The following is a 19702-nucleotide window of genomic DNA, read 5'->3' on the forward strand; positions in this document are numbered from 1 at the left end:
GCCATACTCTCCAATCTGTAATCCCTAGTTTTAAACTGTTCTTTTCAATATTAAGCATCGTTTTTGGGTTTCTTTGTGCTTAACTTTATACTCGATACTGCATCCATATTCACGAATACTGATCATATATAACGTATTTCGATCAATGGATGCTAGTTTTATCTTTGAATGAACAGTTTATTTGCTTTTTGATATCCACGTGGTAAGAGTTGCCCTTTCGTCGCTCGCTTACCAATGTATTTCTGAAGATCATCACCCTTCAATTTTAATTGTTGCTGTCCTGCAACTACCTGAATTATTTCATTTAAATTAAGCAATGTCATGGACAAAATTTGTTCTTTGCCTTCAAGTTGTATCAACTTGTTTCCTTTGCCTTTATTTAAAGTTGGTAATTCTGACAAATCAATCACAAGGAATCTTCCTGCATCACTGAGGATTGCAAGGTGGGTTGCATCAGTCACCGTAAGCAATGGCAAAGCTTTGGCGTCTTCGGCTAAGCTCAAGAATGCTTTCCCTGCTTTGGCATTGGTGTCTAATTGCTTGGCTTGCGTTTTAAAACCATAACCTTTAGAGCTTACCACGACAATTTCATTTTCATCTTCTGCAATGAGAATTTGCTTGAATCCAATCCCATTCGCAGGTGAAAGTTTTGAACTGAGCGGTTCACCTAAGCCTCGTGCAGATGGCAGGCTATTAATTGCCAACGCATAACTACGCCCAGATTCATCAATAACATAGACTTTTTGATTGGATTTACCCTGTGCATGACTCAGATATTGATCTCCTGTACGGAAATTTAATTTTTCAACATCAATATCATGACCTTTGGCTGAACGAATCCAACCTGCTTCTGAAAGAATCACCGTAACTGCTTCAGCAGGCATCAAGTCTTGTTCGCTAATCGCCGTTGCATCCGCACGTCTAACTAAAGGTGAACGACGATCATCACCAAATTTTTTCGCATCTTCTTTGAGTTCATCAATAATTAAATTTTTCAAAGATTCAGGGTTTGCCAATTGCTCACGAATAATGGCTGCACGTGCTTCCAATTCTTCCTGTTCACGGCGCATTTCCATTTCTTCAAGCTTTGCCAAATGACGTAACTTGAGTTCTAAAATCGCTTCGGCTTGAATTTCATCAATATTAAAACGTGACATCAATTCAGGTTTAGGTTGATCTTCTTCACGAATAATTCGAATCACTTCATCAATATTCAAAAAAGTAATAATCAACCCTTGTAGAATATGGAGACGTTTTTCAATTTTATTTAAATGATACTGTAGACGACGTGTCACTGTATTTTTACGGATCTCAATCCATTCCAATAAAATTTGGCGAATCGATTTAACTTGCGGACGACTATCAGCGCCAATCATGTTCATATTGACACGATAGCTGGATTCTAAATCAGTCGTTGCAAAGAGATGACTCATCACCGCATCTGCATCAATACGATTAGAGCGCAATACGATGACTAAACGGGTCGGATTTTTATGATCCGACTCATCGCGTAAATCGCTAACCAAAGGCAATTTTTTTGCCTGCATTTGATCGGCAATTTGGGTAATCACTTTTGAACCTGAAACTTGATACGGCAATTCGCTAATCACAATCTCATTTTTTTCTATCGTATAAATAGCGCGCATACGATAGCTACCACGACCTGTGGTTTGAATTTTGAGTAATTCTTCAGGTGGGGTAATAATTTCAGCTTTGGTCGGTAAATCGGGTGCAGGAATATATTCTGCCACTTTTTCATCAGTAATATTTGGATTGCGAATTAGGGCAATTGTGCCTTTAATCACTTCACGTAAATTGTGCGGTGGAATATCCGTTGCCATTCCGACAGCAATCCCCGTTGTACCATTCAACAGAATATTGGGTACACGTGCAGGTAGATTGACAGGTTCTTTCATTGAACCATCAAAATTGTCTTGCCAATCGCATGTGCCTTGCCCTAATTCTGACAACAGCAGTTCACTATATAAAGACAGTTTCGCTTCGGTATAACGCATCGCAGCAAAAGACTTAGGATCATCGGGTGAACCCCAGTTTCCTTGCCCTTCAATGAATGGGTAACGATAACTAAACGGCTGTGCCATTAAGACCATTGCTTCATAACAAGCAGAGTCACCATGAGGATGGTATTTACCCAATACATCACCTACCGTACGGGCAGATTTTTTTGGCTTACCACTATTTTTTAAACCCAACTCACTCATCGCGTACACAATTCGACGCTGTACGGGTTTTAAACCGTCACTGATATGTGGCAATGCACGATCCATAATCACGTACATGGCATAGTTAAGGTAAGCTTGTTCGGTAAATTCTGCTACGGAACGGTTTTCTGTCGCCTGATGCGTAAGGATTGTCATAACAACCTTTAATCCTAAATTAATTCGTTTTTGTATCTAAGTTCTTATGCTAAGTCGCATGATGCAACTGTACAAGAGTATGCCCTTCTTACGACGACAAATTGCGTCTTATAATGTATCTAATGCCGTAAAACTATCCATTTTCAAAGAAATGATCAACTTAATATTTTAATTTGAAAGCTATAGATCTATAACGCTGATCTTTAGAAGGCCCTTATTTTTGATGAAATAGACAATGCCCTACTTTTATATACAATTGAAGGCATTATCTACTTGAATCCAAACTTACAAACCAATCTCTTCTAAGGTTTTACCTTTGGTTTCTTCGCCTAAAACAATAATCACGAAGGCAACCGCTAATAACACAGCGGTAAACATCATAAAGACATGACTAAAGCCATTATTCATCACCATCATATGTGTCACCACAAGTGGTGCAACAATCCCGCCCATACGCCCCACTGCTGAAGCCCAACCTGAACCGAAAGCACGAATATTCGCAGGGTATTGTTCAGGCGTGTAGGTATATAAAACACCCCAAGCCCCCAAATTAAAGAAAGACATTAAGCAACCCCAAAGCATAATCATGGTTACCGTAGTCGCTTGTCCAAAGAAATATGCGGATACAGCACACATCCCAATAAAGCCTGCTAAGGTTGCTTTGCGCCCTAATTTTTCCACGAGCCACGCTGCCACAACATAACCCGGAAGCTGTGCCAAAATCATCACCAAGACATATTCAAAAGACTGAACAATGGTATAGCCTTGTTTAACCAACAAACTTGGAAGCCATGTGAAAATGCCATAATAAGAATATACGATGCCAAACCAAATCAGCCATAACATTAAACTACGACGAGCAAAACCACCTGACCACAGTTGTTTAAAAGATACACCTTGTTGTTCAGATACAGGTTTGACTTCAATGATTTCAATGACCTCTACACCACATTGACGTTCTAATTTTTGTACCAATGCATGTGCTTCTGCTATTCGCCCACGATTCACCAAATAAGGCACAGATTCAGGGACTTTCTTTAAAATCATAAACACATAAATTGTAGGTAAGCCACCAATCAGAAATGCAATGTGCCAACCAAATTTAGGAATCACAAAATAAGAAATTAAAGCAGCAACCAACCAGCCCAATCCCCAAAAACTTTCTAATAGAACAATGAAACGACCACGAACATGTGCAGGAATATACTCACTGACTAAAGTCACCGCGACAGGAAGTTGCCCACCCAGACCTAAGCCGACGATAAAACGGAAGACCAGTAGCCATGTTAAATTTGGCGCAAAAGCACATAATGCGGTGGCAATGCTATAAATCACCAAGGTCATAGCAAAGACTGTTTTACGCCCAATTCGATCTGCCAATCCACCTGAAAAAACAGCGCCAATTGCCATACCGACAAAACCAATGGAAACGACCCAACCCTTTTCAGTCGGTGACATTTGCCAATCTTCAGCCATTTTTGCCAAGATAAAGGAAATTAAACCTGTGTCCATGGCATCGAACATCCAACCCAGTCCAATGACCCACAATAAAGTATAGTGAAATTTGCCAATCGGCAGGCGTTGTACGCGTGAAACTAAGTCCATAACACGATCTCTGAATTTGGTGAAAGTGGGAATACTGCTTTCACAACAGGATTTATTGTTTTGTTTTATTATTTTGATGATCCTAAATTTAGATCAGGATCGCCATATAAGATACTATTTAAAATTAATTATTTACAACATAAAAATCATGTTTCATCTTTAGAAGAAGCAGACTGTTCATCATCATCTTTATAAATAAATTTTGGCATTTCTAAACCAAAATAGATGGCGATACAACGGAGTGAGAAACCAAAAACTAAAGTGGACACTACGGTAATTTCTAAAGATAGTCCTAAATCAATACAGAACCAATAGAAAATAACAGCAACAAAGGAAATTGAAGCATATAGCTCTCGGCGGAAGACCAATGGCACATCATTACACAGAATATCTCGCAAGATACCGCCTGAAACACCTGTTAAAACCCCTGCCACAGCACAAACTACAAAACCATGCCCCATCTGCATCGCAATTTGAGAGCCAATAATAGTAAACCCAATCAGCCCCAATGCATCTAAGAGTAAGAAAATAGAATGTAAATGCTTCATCCATTTCGCGATAATAATCGTGAAAAAAGCAGCACAGCAAGTTAAAACTAAATATTCAGGATGTTTCACCCAAGTCAGCGGATAATGTCCAAGAAGAACATCGCGGACTGAACCACCGCCTAGTGCGGTTACACATGCAATCAGCGTAACACCGAACCAGTCCATACTACGTCGACCCGCCGATAACGCTCCTGTCATGGCTTCTGCCGTAATTGCAATAATGTAAATAACGGTGAGTAACATTTCCCTTCATCCACTGAGGGTAAAAGATGCGCGCTATTTTAAGTCATCTTTAGAAAAAAACTATACATATTCTGCACAACATTGCTTAAATTTTTTGCCTGAACCACAAATACACGGTTGTTTCATGGTGATTTGCATTTCTGTGGTTGGATCAAGGAAATACCAAGCACCGTCATATTTCACAAAATGTGAAACTTCATGATGGATTTGTACCAGCATTTCATCATTTTTTTGATCATTTTTCCTATGATCTGCTTTATGTACCTTCTTATGATGGTAATGCGCTTTAAATTCAACTTGAGCATGGTTTTTATCAAGCTTCTCTTTGGCTTGAACCACATTCAGTTTTAACCACTCGTTGGCTTTACTCCAATCGGCAATCGCAGTTTGGTCTAACGCTTTTTGTTGACCAATGGCTGTGGTTTGAATGATGTAATCAATCTCGTGTTTTGCAAAAGCACTATAACGTGAACGCATAAGCTGTTCAGCTGTTTGAGCTTTAATAGCGCCTAAATGTAAGGGTTGGCAACACTCGGAATATTGCGCTAAACCACAAGGACAAGACTGATCTGACATAACAAAACTCAAAAGTTCAATAGCGCTTATCATAAAGCAAAATCTATAATGCAACTCAATGGCTTTTGTTTCTATCAACATTCATCAAAAACTAGAAACTCATCATTTAAAAGTAGAACTAACTACCTTATTCAACTCAGTTTTTGCTGTATTTTTTAACACATTGCCGTGTGCAGCAATCAAATGAATAAAGTCTAATTTTAGTAATTGCTCAAAATCGACTTTCAAACTGTTTTTTTGTGTCGAAACTTTTTTTAACCAAGGACCTCCAATAAATAAACCTAAGCGGAACCTCATTAGATATAAAATAATTTTGCTTAAAAAACTCATATACTTCCAATCATCCCAATATTGCACACTGTCCGTTGTGATTAATAATTGATGATCTTGCAATAGCAGTGCTGCTTCAGGATATTTGGCTGATGCGTAAATAAAGAATTGACTCTCTTTAATAGGTGAAACGGTATTTTCATCAATTACATGCTGCGGAATTAAATTCGGATACGTTGCATGACCTGCTTGACTCCAAAACTCAGGCTGATACTGATCTAAATAAAATTGATCATCTAAACCATGGAAATCACCTAAACGAATCACATGCTTGACCGAGCCCAGCTGTTCTAATTGCTTCAAGCCCTGATCATTTAAACGAACAGCATTGATTAAAATTAAATCCTGCCCTTGCTTTACAATCAGCATATTTCGATTCATCTGCATCATTGATGCAATTCGAATACTACCTCTCAATAAATAAACATTTGGGAAAATCTCGACAATTGAATCTTGTGCTGTTACTGCTGCATATTCAGTCATTTTATGCTCATTTTGTTTTTTTCATCCTGACTTGAAGATAACCTATCCTCTCAACACTTACACATTTTTTAATCAAATAAATTCTGTACTTAATCGTCATTCAATTTAAACAAACAATAAAAAAGCCAATCACTAGATTGGCTTTTTTAATTTCACATATTGATCAATGATTACTCATCATCTTCATCTTTTTTTAGCTCAACAATATGAACTTTTTCAATTTTGTGACCATCCATAGTGACCACTTCAAAGCGATAACCATCTACTTCTAAATACTGACCATTTTCAGGTAAGCGCCCTAAATGGAATAGGATATAACCAGATAAAGTCGAATATTGCTCCGAATCATCAACTAAATCACGACCCAGCAATAGCGATACATGGCGAATATCAGTTGAACCTTCAAGAATCAGAGAACCATCCTCTAAACTTTCCGCAGCAGCTTCCAATTCATCCTCATCAGGGAATTCACCTGCAATCGCTTCAAGGACATCAATCGGTGTTGCAATACCTTCAATCGAGCCATATTCATTTAATACAATCGCCATCTGTAACGGTGCTTGGCGTAATTGTTCCATCACCATTAAGACTTGTGCATTTTCATGTACGATCACGGGTTCACGCAGATGTTTTTCAAAGTTTAAAACACCTGTTTCAATATAATCATTCAACACTTTATGGGTCAGAACAATACCTGCAATATTATCCAATTCACCATGTGCAACAATTAAACGTGAATGTGTCATCGACATTAAACGTTCTTTTACAGTGATATGGTCATCATCCAAATCAATCCATTCCAATTCAGGACGGGGTGTCATCACAGACTTCACAGGACGTTCGGATAAACCTAAAACACCTTGTACCATCACACTATGATATGCCCCATTTTCAGGATCAAACATTTCATTGGCTAAGGCTTGAGTTGCTAACACGTCTTCAGGTTGATTACCTGAATTGTCTGAACCATTGGATTTCCCACCGAGCATACGCAGTACAGCAGAAGCAGTACGGAAACGTAAATCTGTCGTGGTCACCATTTTTTCTTGGTTCTTACGCATGGTTTGGTTAATGAATTCGATCAATACTGAGAAACCAATGGCAGCATATAAATAGCCTTTCGGAATGTGATAACCAAAGCCTTCCACGATGAGCGAAAAACCAATCATCATCAAGAAACCAAGGCATAAAATCACAACAGTAGGATGTTTATTTACAAAATCCATCAATGCTTTTGAAGCCCACAACATCACGCCAACAGCGATAATCATGGCCAAAATCATGACTGATTTATCTTTTACCATACCCACAGCAGTAATCACGCTGTCGAGAGAAAATACAGCATCCAACACGACAATTTGTACAATGACCATCCAGAATGCCGCATGTACAGGATTTTCATCCTTAACGATTTGCCCACCTTCTAAGCGCTCATGTAGCTCCATGGTTCCTTTAAACAATAGGAATACCCCACCAAAGAGCAAAATAAGCTCACGGCCAGAGAAGCTATGTTCAAAAACATGGAATAAAGGCTCGGTGAGTGTCATCACCCAAGCAATCGACATAAGCAATAGCATGCGCATACAGAGTGCTAGTAATAGCCCGATTACCCTCGCTTTACCACGTTGTTCAGGCGGTAATTTTTCCGCCAAAATCGCAATAAAAACTAGATTATCGATACCTAAAACAATTTCAAGCACAACCAGTGTTGCTAAACCAACCCACGCAGAAGGGTCTGACATCCATTCGAAAATCATGAATGTAACTCCCGACCAATAGGATGTTGTTTTTCTATATAAAATAGACAGGAATTAAAATTCAAATCATCTATGACTATTGTTATTTGATGAAACTGTATTTGTTCGGAGCGACGACAACCACTACCCATTTCGATTCATTTGTTGAGATACTTACTTTAATTATATCAAGCTTGGCACGTAATTCATCTATTTTTTACGTTTATGCTGTTATCACAACGCTTCATTACAGCGCCATTACAATTTATTGCAAAGTACTTCACTTGGCTCATGTTGTTGTCATATTTTTGACCTAAACTAAGATGAAATAAAAGATCAGAACATGCTAAGTTAAGGAGAAAGAATAATTTATGAATAGCGCACTACAATCTATGAAAAATGAATCGATAACCACTGAATCTCTCCACACTGAAATCAAAGCTACACAAACATTAATCGCATTATATTGCGGCTCTCGCGCAGGTAATCGCCCCATTTATAAAGAAAAAGCAATTGCTTTAGCCCAAGGCATTGCTGACCACGGTTTCGGTATTGTGTACGGTGGTGCAAGTATTGGTTTAATGGGCCAAGTTGCAGATACTGTGACAGAAGCTGGTGGCGACGTTGTGGGAGTAATTCCAGAATTTATGTTGGACTATGAAATTGCACATAACAAACTGACTGAATTACATATTGTTGAAAACATGCATGAACGTAAAGCCATGATGGCTGAACGTGCCAGTGCTTTCGTTGCTCTACCTGGTGGCCTCGGGACTTTTGAAGAAATTCTAGAGGTTGCAACTTGGGGACAATTGAATCAACATCAAAAACCGATGATGCTGTATAACGTGAATGGATTTTATGACCACCTGATTGCGCAATTGGATCATGCTGTACACGAAGGTTTCTTACCCCCTCAACACCGAGCAAAATTGATTGTCTGTAATCATGCAGATCAAATTTTCAATGCGATTAAAAGTTTAGAAAATCCAAAAGAATTTGTTGTTTAATTCTTTTTAAATGCTAAAAAGCGAGCATATAGCTCGCTTTTCTATTGTATGAAATGTACCGAGTAGCTCAACCTTCGATCCAATGATAGAACCAAGGTAAAGTCGTTGCCAATAAAATACTCATGAGTAAACCAATCAATAATTTTAAAGCATCTTTACTCACATTACGTGATGTTCGATGTTTATTCACTTCAGCCAAATGCATCGACATCGCAAATTCACGGCCTGCAAGTAAACCAAGGAATACCCATGTGGTACTCATTGGAATATTACTCATTTCTTTAAAGACCAATAAAATTAAGGCATACATAAAATCAATAATGGTGGCAGAGCGTACATCCTGCACCCCTGTTTTAGTATCAATAATGTTTTGAATTGCCCCACCACGTTGATAAAACACCACACCTAACAGTGTAATAAAAACAAAAATTGCAAAAACCATAAACCACAATGGAACAGCACGTGGTACATAAACAAAAATATTGGCTAAATCTTGAATCAGCCACTGACTCCAAAGAAAACCTGTTGCCACCCATTGAATGGCTATCCACATTTTAGGTGTAGGTTCATGTCGCGTTTTACTAAAATAGACGGTTATTCTTTTCACTACAAAGCGATAAATAATAATCGCAACCACAAAAGCAACGGCATAGCCCATCATGGACTTGGTCAGCATTGAACTTAAGCTACTGGGTGAAAAAATGGTGAGAACCAAAAATGTGGTACTCACAGGAATACCAAATCGGGTTAAAAATAAAAGTAGAATCGGCGGTACAATGTACAGCCACGTCATTCCTTCTTTCGGAAAGGGTATGGTTTCCAAACGTCCATAAGAAGCATCACCGACCCCAGAAGTCCACCAACCGTACATCAATACTACAGCTAAAATCGTACTGGTATAAATCCACAATACCCACCATGGACGATGTGCATTGGACGAAATAAATGTGCCTAATGTTTGTGGGACATCATTTCCTACGATTGAATAAGCAGCCAAACAAAAGCCGACAATCATTAAAATTTCAATACCCATCAATGACTCACCTTTTGTGCTAACACAATTCACCTAATTTTAGATTCTGCTAGGCGCAGATTATGACACTTTAATGACTTTGCAAACCTTTCAATCTGTCTTTTTACCAAAGAAATGGGTTAATAAATATTTAAATAGCTTGATCAGCTTATGAGTCTCTGCTCCATTTTAAATGATGAATCTCATTCCGTTATGCATTCTTAATACATCATTTTTCATCATATTGTTTTAAACTCATGAGAAACAACATCCTTTAGCCATGCTATGACTGCTACGCCAACACACCAACGCTTACAGCCTGAGTTTAGATTATTGGTTTTCCTTGTCTCTATTGGCTTTTTTATGCAAGGCTTGGATACAACCATTATCAATACAGCTTTGCCTGCTATGGCGAAAAGTCTGAATGAAGACCCTTTGCGCATGCACGGCGTAGTCATCAGTTATGTGCTTTCCGTGGCAGCCTGTATTCCTCTCAGTGGTTGGTTAGCAGATCGTTTCGGTGTTCGAAATACCTTCTTTGCTGCAATCGTGATTTTCACTCTGGCATCATTAGGTTGTGGTTTATCACAAAATTTTTATCAACTGATTGGCTTTCGTGTGATTCAAGGTATTGGTGGTGCTTTACTCCTACCTGTAGGTCGTTTAGCCATGTTGAAGTTGATTCCAAGAGAACAGTTTCTCTCTGCTATGAGCATGATGAGTTTGGCAGGCTTACTTGGTCCATTAATGGGTCCGACACTCGGCGGATATCTTGTTGAAGTTGCAACATGGCACTGGATTTTTTTAATTAATATTCCAATGGGTATTTTAGGCGTACTCGTTACATTTAAAGCCATGCCGAATGCTACAGAGCCGACTGTGAAAAAATTTGATTTCAGTGGTTTTATTCTGCTGATCATTGCTATGGTCGGCATGGCTTTAGGCATTGAAAACATTGCCAGTCGTGAAGTTTCAAAAGCATTTAGTTTTGGCTTATTAAGTGCAGGGCTGATTGCATCAGGTCTGTATGCATATCATGCACATACCCATCAAAATGCACTATTTCGCAGTAAATTATTTAAAAATAAGATTTATGCGATTGGGATTTTAGGTAATTTCTTTGCCCGCTTTGGCGGTAATTCCATTCCTTTTATTTTACCGTTGATGCTACAAGTTGCCTTTAAAATGGAACCGTTAATGACAGGAATCATGATGACCCCTGTTGTTTTAGGCTCTTTATTTTCCAAACCTATTATCCGCCCCATTATTCAAAAAATCGGCTATCGTCGTTTTTTACTCATCAATACCCTTCTGGTTGGCGTATGTATTGCCAGTTTTTCTCTTACAACTGCGGATACACCGAATTGGTTACGGGCAATACACTTCTTTATTTTTGGCACACTCAACTCATTGCAATTTGTCACAATGAATACACTCACTTTAAAAGATTTGCCACAACAAGATGCCAGTAGCGGAAATAGTTTTTTATCGATGATTATGATGCTTTCTATGAGTATTGGTGTGGCTTTGGCAGGAACATTATTGAATGTTTTTACAGCTTATTATGCTTCAGATGATATTACGACAGCATTCCACACCACACTGATCTGCTTAGGTGCAATCAATATTCTAACTGCCTTTATTTTCTCACGGCTACCTAAAAATATGCCGATTTAATTTCTTTGCAGAAATCACATGGTTTTGCTATCTGTATCACGTTATGATACCAAATACAGAAAATATCTCCATTGGATCAATGAAAAAGCGATCATCAAAACAAAAAGTAATTCGACAATACAGCCCATATATTGGAATGGCTTTATTATGCTGTACGATGCTCTCTTATTTAATTTTTTTCCATCAAAATCCTGCTGCCGCTGAACCTTATCCAGTTCAAGGTTTTGATGTTTCACATCATCAAGGGAATATTGATTGGAAGAAGATTTCTCCGCAAAAATATCAATTTGTTTATTTGAAAGCCACTGAAGGTGGCGATTATCGTGATGATAAATTTCAAGATTATTGGTTAGGCGCACATGAACAAAATTTAAATATAGGCGCTTATCATTTTTATCGTTTATGTCGTGACGGCGAAATTCAGGCGCAGAATTTTATTCAAACTGTACCAAATAAACCCTATGCCCTTCCCCCTGTAATTGATTTGGAATATGACAGCAATTGCATTAATACATTCACCAAAGACCAATTACTGAAACAAATTAAAATCATGCATGACCGCTTACACAAGCATTATGGCAAACAACCTATTTTTTATACCTCGAAAAACTTCTATAACATCATTCTAGTCGATCAATTTAAACAAACACCGATCTGGATTCGTGAATATAAAGAATCACCTGATTTAAAAAATAAACGCCCATGGACATTTTGGCAACGAACCAATCAAGGGCAAATTCAAGGTATTCCAACGACTGTAGATTTAAACGTGTTTCATGGTTCTGAAGATGACTGGAAAAAGTTTTTAGAGAAAAATAATATTAAATAATTATTTATAAACTTAGACATTCAACCATATTTGATACTCCACTATGAATCATCTTGAAATGACACAATCTGTCGTACAATATTTCCCAACACTAAAGAATAAAGCAAACATCGGTTAGAATAATATCATCTAACATTGCCTTGCGTAGTGCATGAGAAAAATCATACATATCGATATGGATGCCTTCTATGCATCCGTAGAACTGAAAGACCGACCTGAGTTAAAACACTTACCTGTAGTGATTTCTTCACATCACCCACGGGCAGTGATTGCTACGGCTTCCTACCCTGCACGCACCTTTGGTCTATGTTCTGCAATGTCGATGACGCAAGCAAAAAAGCTCTGTCCACAAGTCGTTGTGATTGAACCCAATTTTGAAAAATATCGGGATGTTTCAATCCAAATTCATGAAATTTTTCAAAAATACACGTCTTTAATTGAACCCTTATCCTTAGATGAAGCTTTTCTGGATGTAACGGAAAATTTAAAGAATATTCCCAGTGCCACTGAAGTTGCCGAATGCATTCGCACTGATATTTTTAAAGTCACTGGTTTGACTGCTTCCGCAGGGGTTGCACCGAATAAATTTTTAGCCAAAATTGCCTCAGATTGGCATAAACCAAATGGCATCTGTGTGATTAAACCCAGTCAGGTTCAACATTTTATCCAAGGCTTAGCACTCAAAAAAATCCCAGGGGTCGGTAAAGTCACACAAGAAAAACTCAAATCACTGCAATTGGAAACTTTGGGCGATCTACAAAAAATAGAAGAAGCGGTACTGATTCATCACTTTGGTAAATACGGCAAGCAACTGTTTTTATATGCACAAGGTATTGATGATAGACCTGTACAAGCTGAACGACAACGACAGCAAATTTCCAAAGAAACTACTTTTGATGTAGATTTTACTTTAAGTCAATGCAAACCTTATTGGAGCAACTTAATTGAACGGGTATGGTTCAGTTTAGAAAAAAGGCAATTTCAAGCACGGGGCGTGACCGTTAAATTAAAGCTCAAAAACTTTCAAGTGTTACAACATAGTAAGAGTTTTAAACAGCCACTAAGTTCGCAACAAGATATGATCCAAGTCATACAAGTCTTACTACAAGAAATGCAAATTCCAGAATCTCATCAATTTCGGTTGATTGGCGTTGGGCTTTATCAACTCTCAGAAAAACAAGATGAATCACAATTATCACTTTGGTAAGACTGCATTTCAAATAAGCTTGAACATAAAACTTTATGCTGAATTTTTAATCAAACGAGTAAAATTAAAACAACTATTTTCCCATCCTGCTTATTTTTAGAGTAATCTAATCACCGCTTTACATTACCCATGTAAAGCCGAGTTGCTGAAAATTATCTTTACTTTCGGCTATTGTCCTGTGATTAGCGTGACGATCAAATCCGAAGATTACAGGGCTCTCTGCCATTTGGTATGGGTGATGCTATTGTCCCGTCTATGCTGATCTTAATCATAAAAATATCCTATTTTATTATTATTTTCCTTCATTTCTACTTTCAAAATTCACATTTTACATTCAACTTCCAAAGTAACGATTCACAACTTCTTTATTTTTATACTCTCAAAATAAATAAAAAAACGGTATAGAAGTCTATTCAACTCTGCTCCTTTTCAAATAGTTCTGTCAATTATCATTCGCTTCAATTCACTAATTTTATTACACTGAAACTGATCCATTAATTTATGCATTCAAATGAATAATAAAAAACAGATTTTATGTATTGAAGATGATGCCGCAATTCTCATGCCTTTGCGCTACGCCCTTGAACGTGAAGAATGGCAAGTCACTTGGGCAAATACAGGTATGCAAGCCATTCAACTGATTGAGCAGAATCACTTTGATTTTATTATTCTCGATGTCGGTTTACCTGATATTAACGGCTTTGATGTTTGTAAAAAAATTCGCACTTTTAACCATACGCCCCTACTCTTTTTAACTGCACGTGATGATGAAATTGACCGTATTATTGGGCTTGAAATTGGTGCAGATGACTATTGTTCTAAACCCTTCAGCTCACGTGAAATCGTGTCCCGGATTAAAGCCATTTGGCGCAGAATGGAACTACAGAATCAATTGTCTCAAACGATTCAAGCACCTATCCTAGACCCAATAGAAAAAGATCATTCAACTGATAAAATATGGCTCTGCTTTGAAGAAGCCCTGAAAATCCATTATTTTGGAACAGCCTTACAACTCACACGTTATGAGTATCGGCTACTCAAATTATTAATTGATCATCCTGAACAAGTTTTTGCTCGACAACAATTAATGGATCATATTTGGGAACATCCTGAACATAGTTTAGAACGCACTGTCGATACTCACATTAAAAGCTTAAGACAAAAACTCAAACAAATTTCTGCTGAACAAGATCCCATTATGACGCATCGTGGTTTTGGCTATAGCCTAAAAAGAATGGGCTAGAAGATGTCGATCTTTATTCGTATTTGGTTCTTTTTCGGTCTGATTATTTTATTGGGACTGTGGTTTATGTCCTATACATTTAATCAGCAAGTGAAACCCAATGTACGCCAAGTCGTTGAAGATACTTTGGCGGAGAATGCCAATATTATTGCGATGCTCGTGGCAGAAGATGTCTATGAGAATAAAGTTTCAACTGCACAATTTGACGATAAAATTCAAAATGCATTGAATCGAAAAATTAACGCCAATATTTGGCAACATAATAAACAGCAGATTAACCAACAAATTTATATTACCGATTCTCTAGGCATCGTCATCTATGATTCTCAAGGATTGGCGACAGGACAAGATTATTCGAAATGGAATGATGTCTATCTGACCTTACAAGGCAAATATGGCGTTCGTTCAACCCGTTCTATTTATGATGATCCAAACAGCAGCATTATGTACATTGCTGCCCCCATTTTTTACAAACAGCAATTATTGGGTGTCATCAGTATTGGAAAGCCCAATAGTTCCGTACAACCTTATATTCAAAGGGCTGAAGATAAACTGATTCAACAAGCGGTATGGATTACCTTTCTGAGCCTATTTTTGGCAAGCTTGGTTGCCTATTGGCTGAAACATAGCATTGACCGTGTCCGCAAATATGCACAGGCACTCGCTCCAGTCAATCAAACCCCTTACTTCCGCTCTGCTGAAGAATTAAATCAAGTTGCCCAAGCTGTTGAACAGATGCGGGAAAAACTTGAGGATCGTGCTTATGTCGAACAATATGTGAATACACTCACCCATGAACTTAAAAGTCCTTTGACGGCAATTCAAGCCAGTGCTGAATTGTTGAAAGAAGATTTACCCTTGGATGATCAACAACAATTTGCCACGCATATTTATCAACAAAGTCAGCGTTTAAGAAATTTGATTGATCGAATGTTATTGCTCACTCGTTTAGAAAAATCAAAGCATTCACTTGAAATCCAAAGTATTAATTTATCAGAATTGATTGAAAAAATTATTAAGCAACAACGCAGTCAAATTCAATACAAAAATATTCAATTATTAATGGAGATAGAACCTCAATGCATCATTCAAGCAGATCGTTTCTGGTTGCATCAAGCCCTCACGAATATTCTGGATAATGCACTGGATTTTTCTGCGGATTCAGCCAAAATTCTCTTGCGATTAAGTGCTCATGATCAATATGTTCAGATTCAAATATTCAACGAAGGCGAATGGATTCCTGACTATGCTTTGAATCAAATTTTTGACACGTATTTTTCTCTGCCTCGCCCAGTCACTCAGCAACGGAGTTCAGGTATTGGTCTGAGCATTGTAAAGAATGTGATTGAACAACATCATGGAAAAATACAGATTCAAAATGAGAAAAGTAGTCCTGAAAGTTACTTTGATCAAACCTTTTCACATCAACAAGGGGTTTTAGTCAGCATCCAATTGCCCAAGAACTTCACTTAAACTTCATCTAAATTTCAAATACATCTCAAATAAAACACATCTCCATTTCGCATACTTCCCACATCAACATAACAAATAAAGGGACGATCATGCGATCACACTTTCTCACATTGAAAATTATCGCTATTGTGATTTTAATTGCCTTGTTTTACATGGGCTTATTCTTTGTTTCAGGGCTAGTTTCAGAACGACAAAGCTATCAACAAGGCTTTATTAAAGATATTTCTAACTCACAAATCAGCGCTCAAAGCGTTATTTCACCATTCATTCGTGTGCCTTACCAAAAGCAAACCACATGTACCAATGAAAAAAAAGAAAGCTATGTCTGCACTGAAGAACATTGGACATTTATTGGTGCGGATAATACCCATTGGATAGCGGATTTTAATATTTCAGATGATACCTATAAACGTACCATTTATCGCGCGATTAGCTATAAAGCACAATTAACAGCAAAAGGTGTTTTCCAAAAACCTGAAATGAAAGATCAGCCCTATCAATGGGACAAAGCAGAAATTGTATTTCCTGTCCATGATCCACGGGGTTTAAATGATAAACCAAGTATTCAAATTGGTGCTAAAACCTATCAGTTTGAATTTAGCAACGAAGGCAGTGAGGCTTCAGGCTTTGATTTTATGACTATTTCAGCACAACAACGTCCTGAAATAGCACAAGCGATTCAAAATGGTTTTAGCTTTAATTTAGCAGCAAACAGTACAGGTTTAAGTAAATTCACTTTAATTCCATCCAGTCAAAGCGTGACCTATCAAGCCAAAGGCAATTGGGCAGATACCAAATATGATGGACAAAATCTGCCTTATGAAAAAACCAGTATAAATCAACAATTCACAGCTCAATGGAAGAACATTGCACTTGGTCGACAAAACCTATCCAAGCTTGCTAACTGCGAAAGTAATGACTGTATCCGCCAACTCAATAATTCAAGCTATGCCAAAGAAGCTTCTTATAACGGCGAATCAGTTGAAAAAATTGGGCTTTCAACCGAGTTTTTAGAATCTGTGAATGTCTATACACAAACCGATCGTGCAATTAAATACGGCATCGTAATTATCATCATCACCTTTGGTTGCTTCTTCCTATTTGAAGTACTTAAAGGCTTACGCATCCATCCCATTCAATATTCATTGGTCGCAATGGCACAAGGCATCTTCTTCGTTCTATTACTTTCTATCAGTGAATACTATGCGTTTACATGGGCTTATCTGGCTGCTGGCATCGCCTGCGTCGGATTAATGACTTGGTATTTGTATTTTGTGATGCGAGGCTTCAAAGCGGCAGCACTGTTTGGCATTATTCTCAGTACGCTCTATGCCATCATGTATTTGTTATTACAATCCAACGGCAAGACATTCCTTATTGGATCAGTCATTTCCTTTGTTGTACTTGCAGTGGTGATGTTCATTACTCGACATGTAAATTGGTATCAACTCAGTCATAAGCCTGAACGTGAAATAAAATCCACTAATCTTTCTTAAAAATGTTATTAGGCGAGCCTTCAAAGCTCGCCCTTTTTTATGCTTTATTTTTTATATTTGGAAGATGCTCATGTCAAAATTTCTCATTACATCAAATCACAATCAGCTCGGTTCAGTCATTGAAAACTTAAAAATAGCTGATCTACAATTATTAAAACTCTGCCCTTTGCACAGCTCTCTTGCATTTTGTCTAAACCAATTACATTCAGCACATATCCACTTTTTAAATTTAGGTAATTTAATTATCTGTGCCGAACATAATTGTCTATTTATTTTTAAATCTAAAATATTGATTCGTATGGAATCACTTACAACACAACATTAAAGCGTATTTGCAGATGATTCATGTTCACGTAAACTGTTTTTATTTTTCAAATTTGAGAACGTGATGGCTGTAGAAAGATTACATGTAGAAAAACGCTTTTCTGAAATTGCGATTTCTGGAAATTTAGTGCATTTGGCAGGTCAATTGGCATCTGATTTAAGCTTAGATATTAAAGGTCAAACGCAACAAACTTTAGATATTATTGATCGTTTTCTTGCCGATGCAGGCACAGATAAAAGCCACATCATGTCTGTAATAATTTTTGTCAAAGATATTGAGCAAGATTATGCAGGTATGAATGAAGTCTGGGATGCATGGTGTTCAGATATCCAAGCATTACCACGAACCTGCGTAGAAGCAAAAATGTATCGACCTGATGTTTTGGTTGAAATGACCGTGGTTGCTGTAAAACCTGAATAAACTTATTCGCTATTCATAGTAAGCATTCAAAATGAAGGCTTTATGTAAAAAAATCTAATTTATCTGAGATATAAAAAAAATGCATGTTCAACATGCATTTTTTTATTTGGTCTTTTACATTAACCGTAAGCACGTATACGTGAGATACGCTCTTGATACAGATCAAGCTTCCCCATAAACTGATCCTGTAAAGTTTCTGTAGTATGCATTTCAGAAAACTCCATCAAAAAATCTTCACGAAGTTGCTGATACTCAGGCACACCTACATAACGAATCACACGATAACCTGCCATTTCCAATAAAGCATCTTGATAAGTTGCTTCACTTGAACGTTTCATCAAATTTGAATCATCCAAAGCCACGACAGCAATCACTCGGCAGTCTTTATCAAGCACAACGAAATCGGCAAATAGTTTTTGGTATTTACGACGGGTATGTAAATATTTAGTGGTGAGCAAAGCATCAAATGACACATGCGCCAAAACATTTGCTTCAGGCAAAATTTCTTTAAGTCGAGTAAATGCAATCTGTTCACTCGAATTGAATACAGCTCTTTGTCTTAACGCGCTGTCATGTTGTTGCTTATTTTTCAACCCTTTATAAGCAACGACAATCACGATTGCAAGTATTACTAAACTCGCAACAATCATCATGTCCATTGTTTAATTTCCTTTGGTATTTTTATAATATTCGGTTCCAACGACCGAGTTTGTTTAATCTTATCGACAAAAAAAGAGCCGATATGTTCAATTCAAAATTTAAGTTTTAAAACGCTATTTTATAAACACAAAAATTTTATCCGCGCTGATAATTAATTTCATTCTAAATGATTAAAATGTGACTCAATTATCTGTTCTTCATTATAAATTGAACTTACTTTATTCTATTCACTTATTATGACCAATTCATGAATATGTTTATGTGACTGTTATAACCATATTCACCAGTGAATACAACTCATTCCGATGAAGTTAGCATGTTCTTGTCTGACAATATGTACAACTATTGTTTAACTTGGACTCATTTATTTTACCCACAGTTAGGAAAAAGTTATCCACAAAACTGCTGTATTTTTGTACTCTCATGTTTGTTACATGTAAAAATTTAAAAT

Annotated in this window: 17 protein-coding genes; 9 read left to right on the forward strand and 8 right to left on the reverse strand. The window is 37.4% G+C overall.

Annotation, left to right across the window (positions count from 1 at the left end):
* Nucleotides 1-158 precede the first annotated feature (158 nt).
* The 6 genes from parC to B9T35_RS14335 form a co-directional block, all read right to left on the reverse strand.
* Nucleotides 159-2378: a DNA topoisomerase IV subunit A gene (gene parC, locus B9T35_RS14310; protein ID WP_086191774.1), complete on the reverse strand. Its 2220-nt coding sequence runs from the start codon at nt 2376-2378 to the stop codon at nt 159-161.
* A gap of 285 nt (nt 2379-2663) precedes the next feature.
* Nucleotides 2664-3983 (reverse strand): MFS transporter, encoded by a 1320-nt coding sequence (locus tag B9T35_RS14315; RefSeq protein ID WP_086191775.1) that lies wholly within the window; start codon nt 3981-3983, stop codon nt 2664-2666.
* A gap of 146 nt (nt 3984-4129) precedes the next feature.
* The gene (locus B9T35_RS14320) at nt 4130-4774 is read right to left on the reverse strand and encodes a trimeric intracellular cation channel family protein (protein WP_086191776.1); all 645 of its coding nucleotides are present in this window, start codon (nt 4772-4774) and stop codon (nt 4130-4132) included.
* Nucleotides 4775-4834: 60 nt separating this feature from the next.
* The gene (locus B9T35_RS14325; RefSeq protein ID WP_086191777.1) at nt 4835-5350 is read right to left on the reverse strand and encodes a YchJ family protein; all 516 of its coding nucleotides are present in this window, start codon (nt 5348-5350) and stop codon (nt 4835-4837) included.
* A gap of 102 nt (nt 5351-5452) precedes the next feature.
* A complete protein-coding gene (locus B9T35_RS14330; RefSeq protein WP_086191778.1) occupies nt 5453-6163 on the reverse strand; it encodes a hypothetical protein in 711 nt (236 codons plus the stop codon).
* A 170-nt stretch (nt 6164-6333) separates the two neighbouring features.
* The gene (locus B9T35_RS14335) at nt 6334-7920 is read right to left on the reverse strand and encodes a TerC family protein (protein ID WP_086191779.1); all 1587 of its coding nucleotides are present in this window, start codon (nt 7918-7920) and stop codon (nt 6334-6336) included.
* A gap of 350 nt (nt 7921-8270) precedes the next feature.
* Between B9T35_RS14335 and B9T35_RS14340 the strand changes: the two genes are divergently transcribed.
* Complete coding sequence (locus B9T35_RS14340; RefSeq protein ID WP_416202446.1) at nt 8271-8909, forward strand: TIGR00730 family Rossman fold protein; 639 nt, start codon at nt 8271-8273, stop codon at nt 8907-8909.
* Between the two features lie 67 nt (nt 8910-8976).
* Here the strand turns inward: B9T35_RS14340 and B9T35_RS14345 are convergent, their stop codons facing one another.
* Entirely contained in the window at nt 8977-9942 is a 966-nt protein-coding gene (locus tag B9T35_RS14345; protein ID WP_086191780.1) for a hypothetical protein, read from the reverse strand.
* Nucleotides 9943-10206: 264 nt separating this feature from the next.
* On the opposite strand from B9T35_RS14345, the gene mdtD reads away from it, so the two are divergent.
* The 8 genes from mdtD (at nt 10207) to B9T35_RS14385 (ending at nt 18591) form a co-directional block, all read left to right on the forward strand.
* Nucleotides 10207-11598: a multidrug transporter subunit MdtD gene (gene mdtD / locus B9T35_RS14350; protein WP_086191781.1), complete on the forward strand. Its 1392-nt coding sequence runs from the start codon at nt 10207-10209 to the stop codon at nt 11596-11598.
* A 79-nt stretch (nt 11599-11677) separates the two neighbouring features.
* Nucleotides 11678-12427, forward strand: coding sequence for a GH25 family lysozyme (locus tag B9T35_RS14355; protein WP_086191782.1), 750 nt, complete (start codon nt 11678-11680; stop codon nt 12425-12427).
* Between the two features lie 151 nt (nt 12428-12578).
* Complete coding sequence (gene dinB, locus B9T35_RS14360; RefSeq protein ID WP_086191783.1) at nt 12579-13634, forward strand: DNA polymerase IV; 1056 nt, start codon at nt 12579-12581, stop codon at nt 13632-13634.
* Nucleotides 13635-14145: 511 nt separating this feature from the next.
* Nucleotides 14146-14877, forward strand: a complete 732-nt coding sequence (creB, locus tag B9T35_RS14365) for a two-component system response regulator CreB (protein WP_086191784.1) — start codon at nt 14146-14148, stop codon at nt 14875-14877.
* Between the two features lie 3 nt (nt 14878-14880).
* A complete protein-coding gene (gene creC / locus B9T35_RS14370; protein ID WP_086191785.1) occupies nt 14881-16350 on the forward strand; it encodes a two-component system sensor histidine kinase CreC in 1470 nt (489 codons plus the stop codon).
* Nucleotides 16351-16439: 89 nt separating this feature from the next.
* On the forward strand, nt 16440-17846 hold the full coding sequence (creD, locus tag B9T35_RS14375) for a cell envelope integrity protein CreD (RefSeq protein WP_086191786.1): 1407 nt from the start codon (nt 16440-16442) through the stop codon (nt 17844-17846).
* 70 nt (nt 17847-17916) lie between these two features.
* Nucleotides 17917-18171, forward strand: a complete 255-nt coding sequence (locus B9T35_RS14380; protein WP_228147160.1) for a hypothetical protein — start codon at nt 17917-17919, stop codon at nt 18169-18171.
* Nucleotides 18172-18234: 63 nt separating this feature from the next.
* Nucleotides 18235-18591, forward strand: coding sequence for a RidA family protein (locus B9T35_RS14385; RefSeq protein ID WP_086191787.1), 357 nt, complete (start codon nt 18235-18237; stop codon nt 18589-18591).
* A 119-nt stretch (nt 18592-18710) separates the two neighbouring features.
* On the opposite strand, the gene B9T35_RS14390 is transcribed toward B9T35_RS14385, so the two are convergent.
* Nucleotides 18711-19250 carry a DUF2726 domain-containing protein gene (locus B9T35_RS14390; RefSeq protein ID WP_086191788.1) on the reverse strand — a complete coding sequence of 180 codons (540 nt, stop codon included), beginning with the start codon at nt 19248-19250 and terminating at the stop codon, nt 18711-18713.
* Nucleotides 19251-19702 lie beyond the last annotated feature (452 nt).

It is taken from the genome of Acinetobacter sp. ANC 3832 (genome assembly GCF_002135415.1).
Classification (GTDB): Bacteria; Pseudomonadota; Gammaproteobacteria; order Pseudomonadales; family Moraxellaceae; genus Acinetobacter.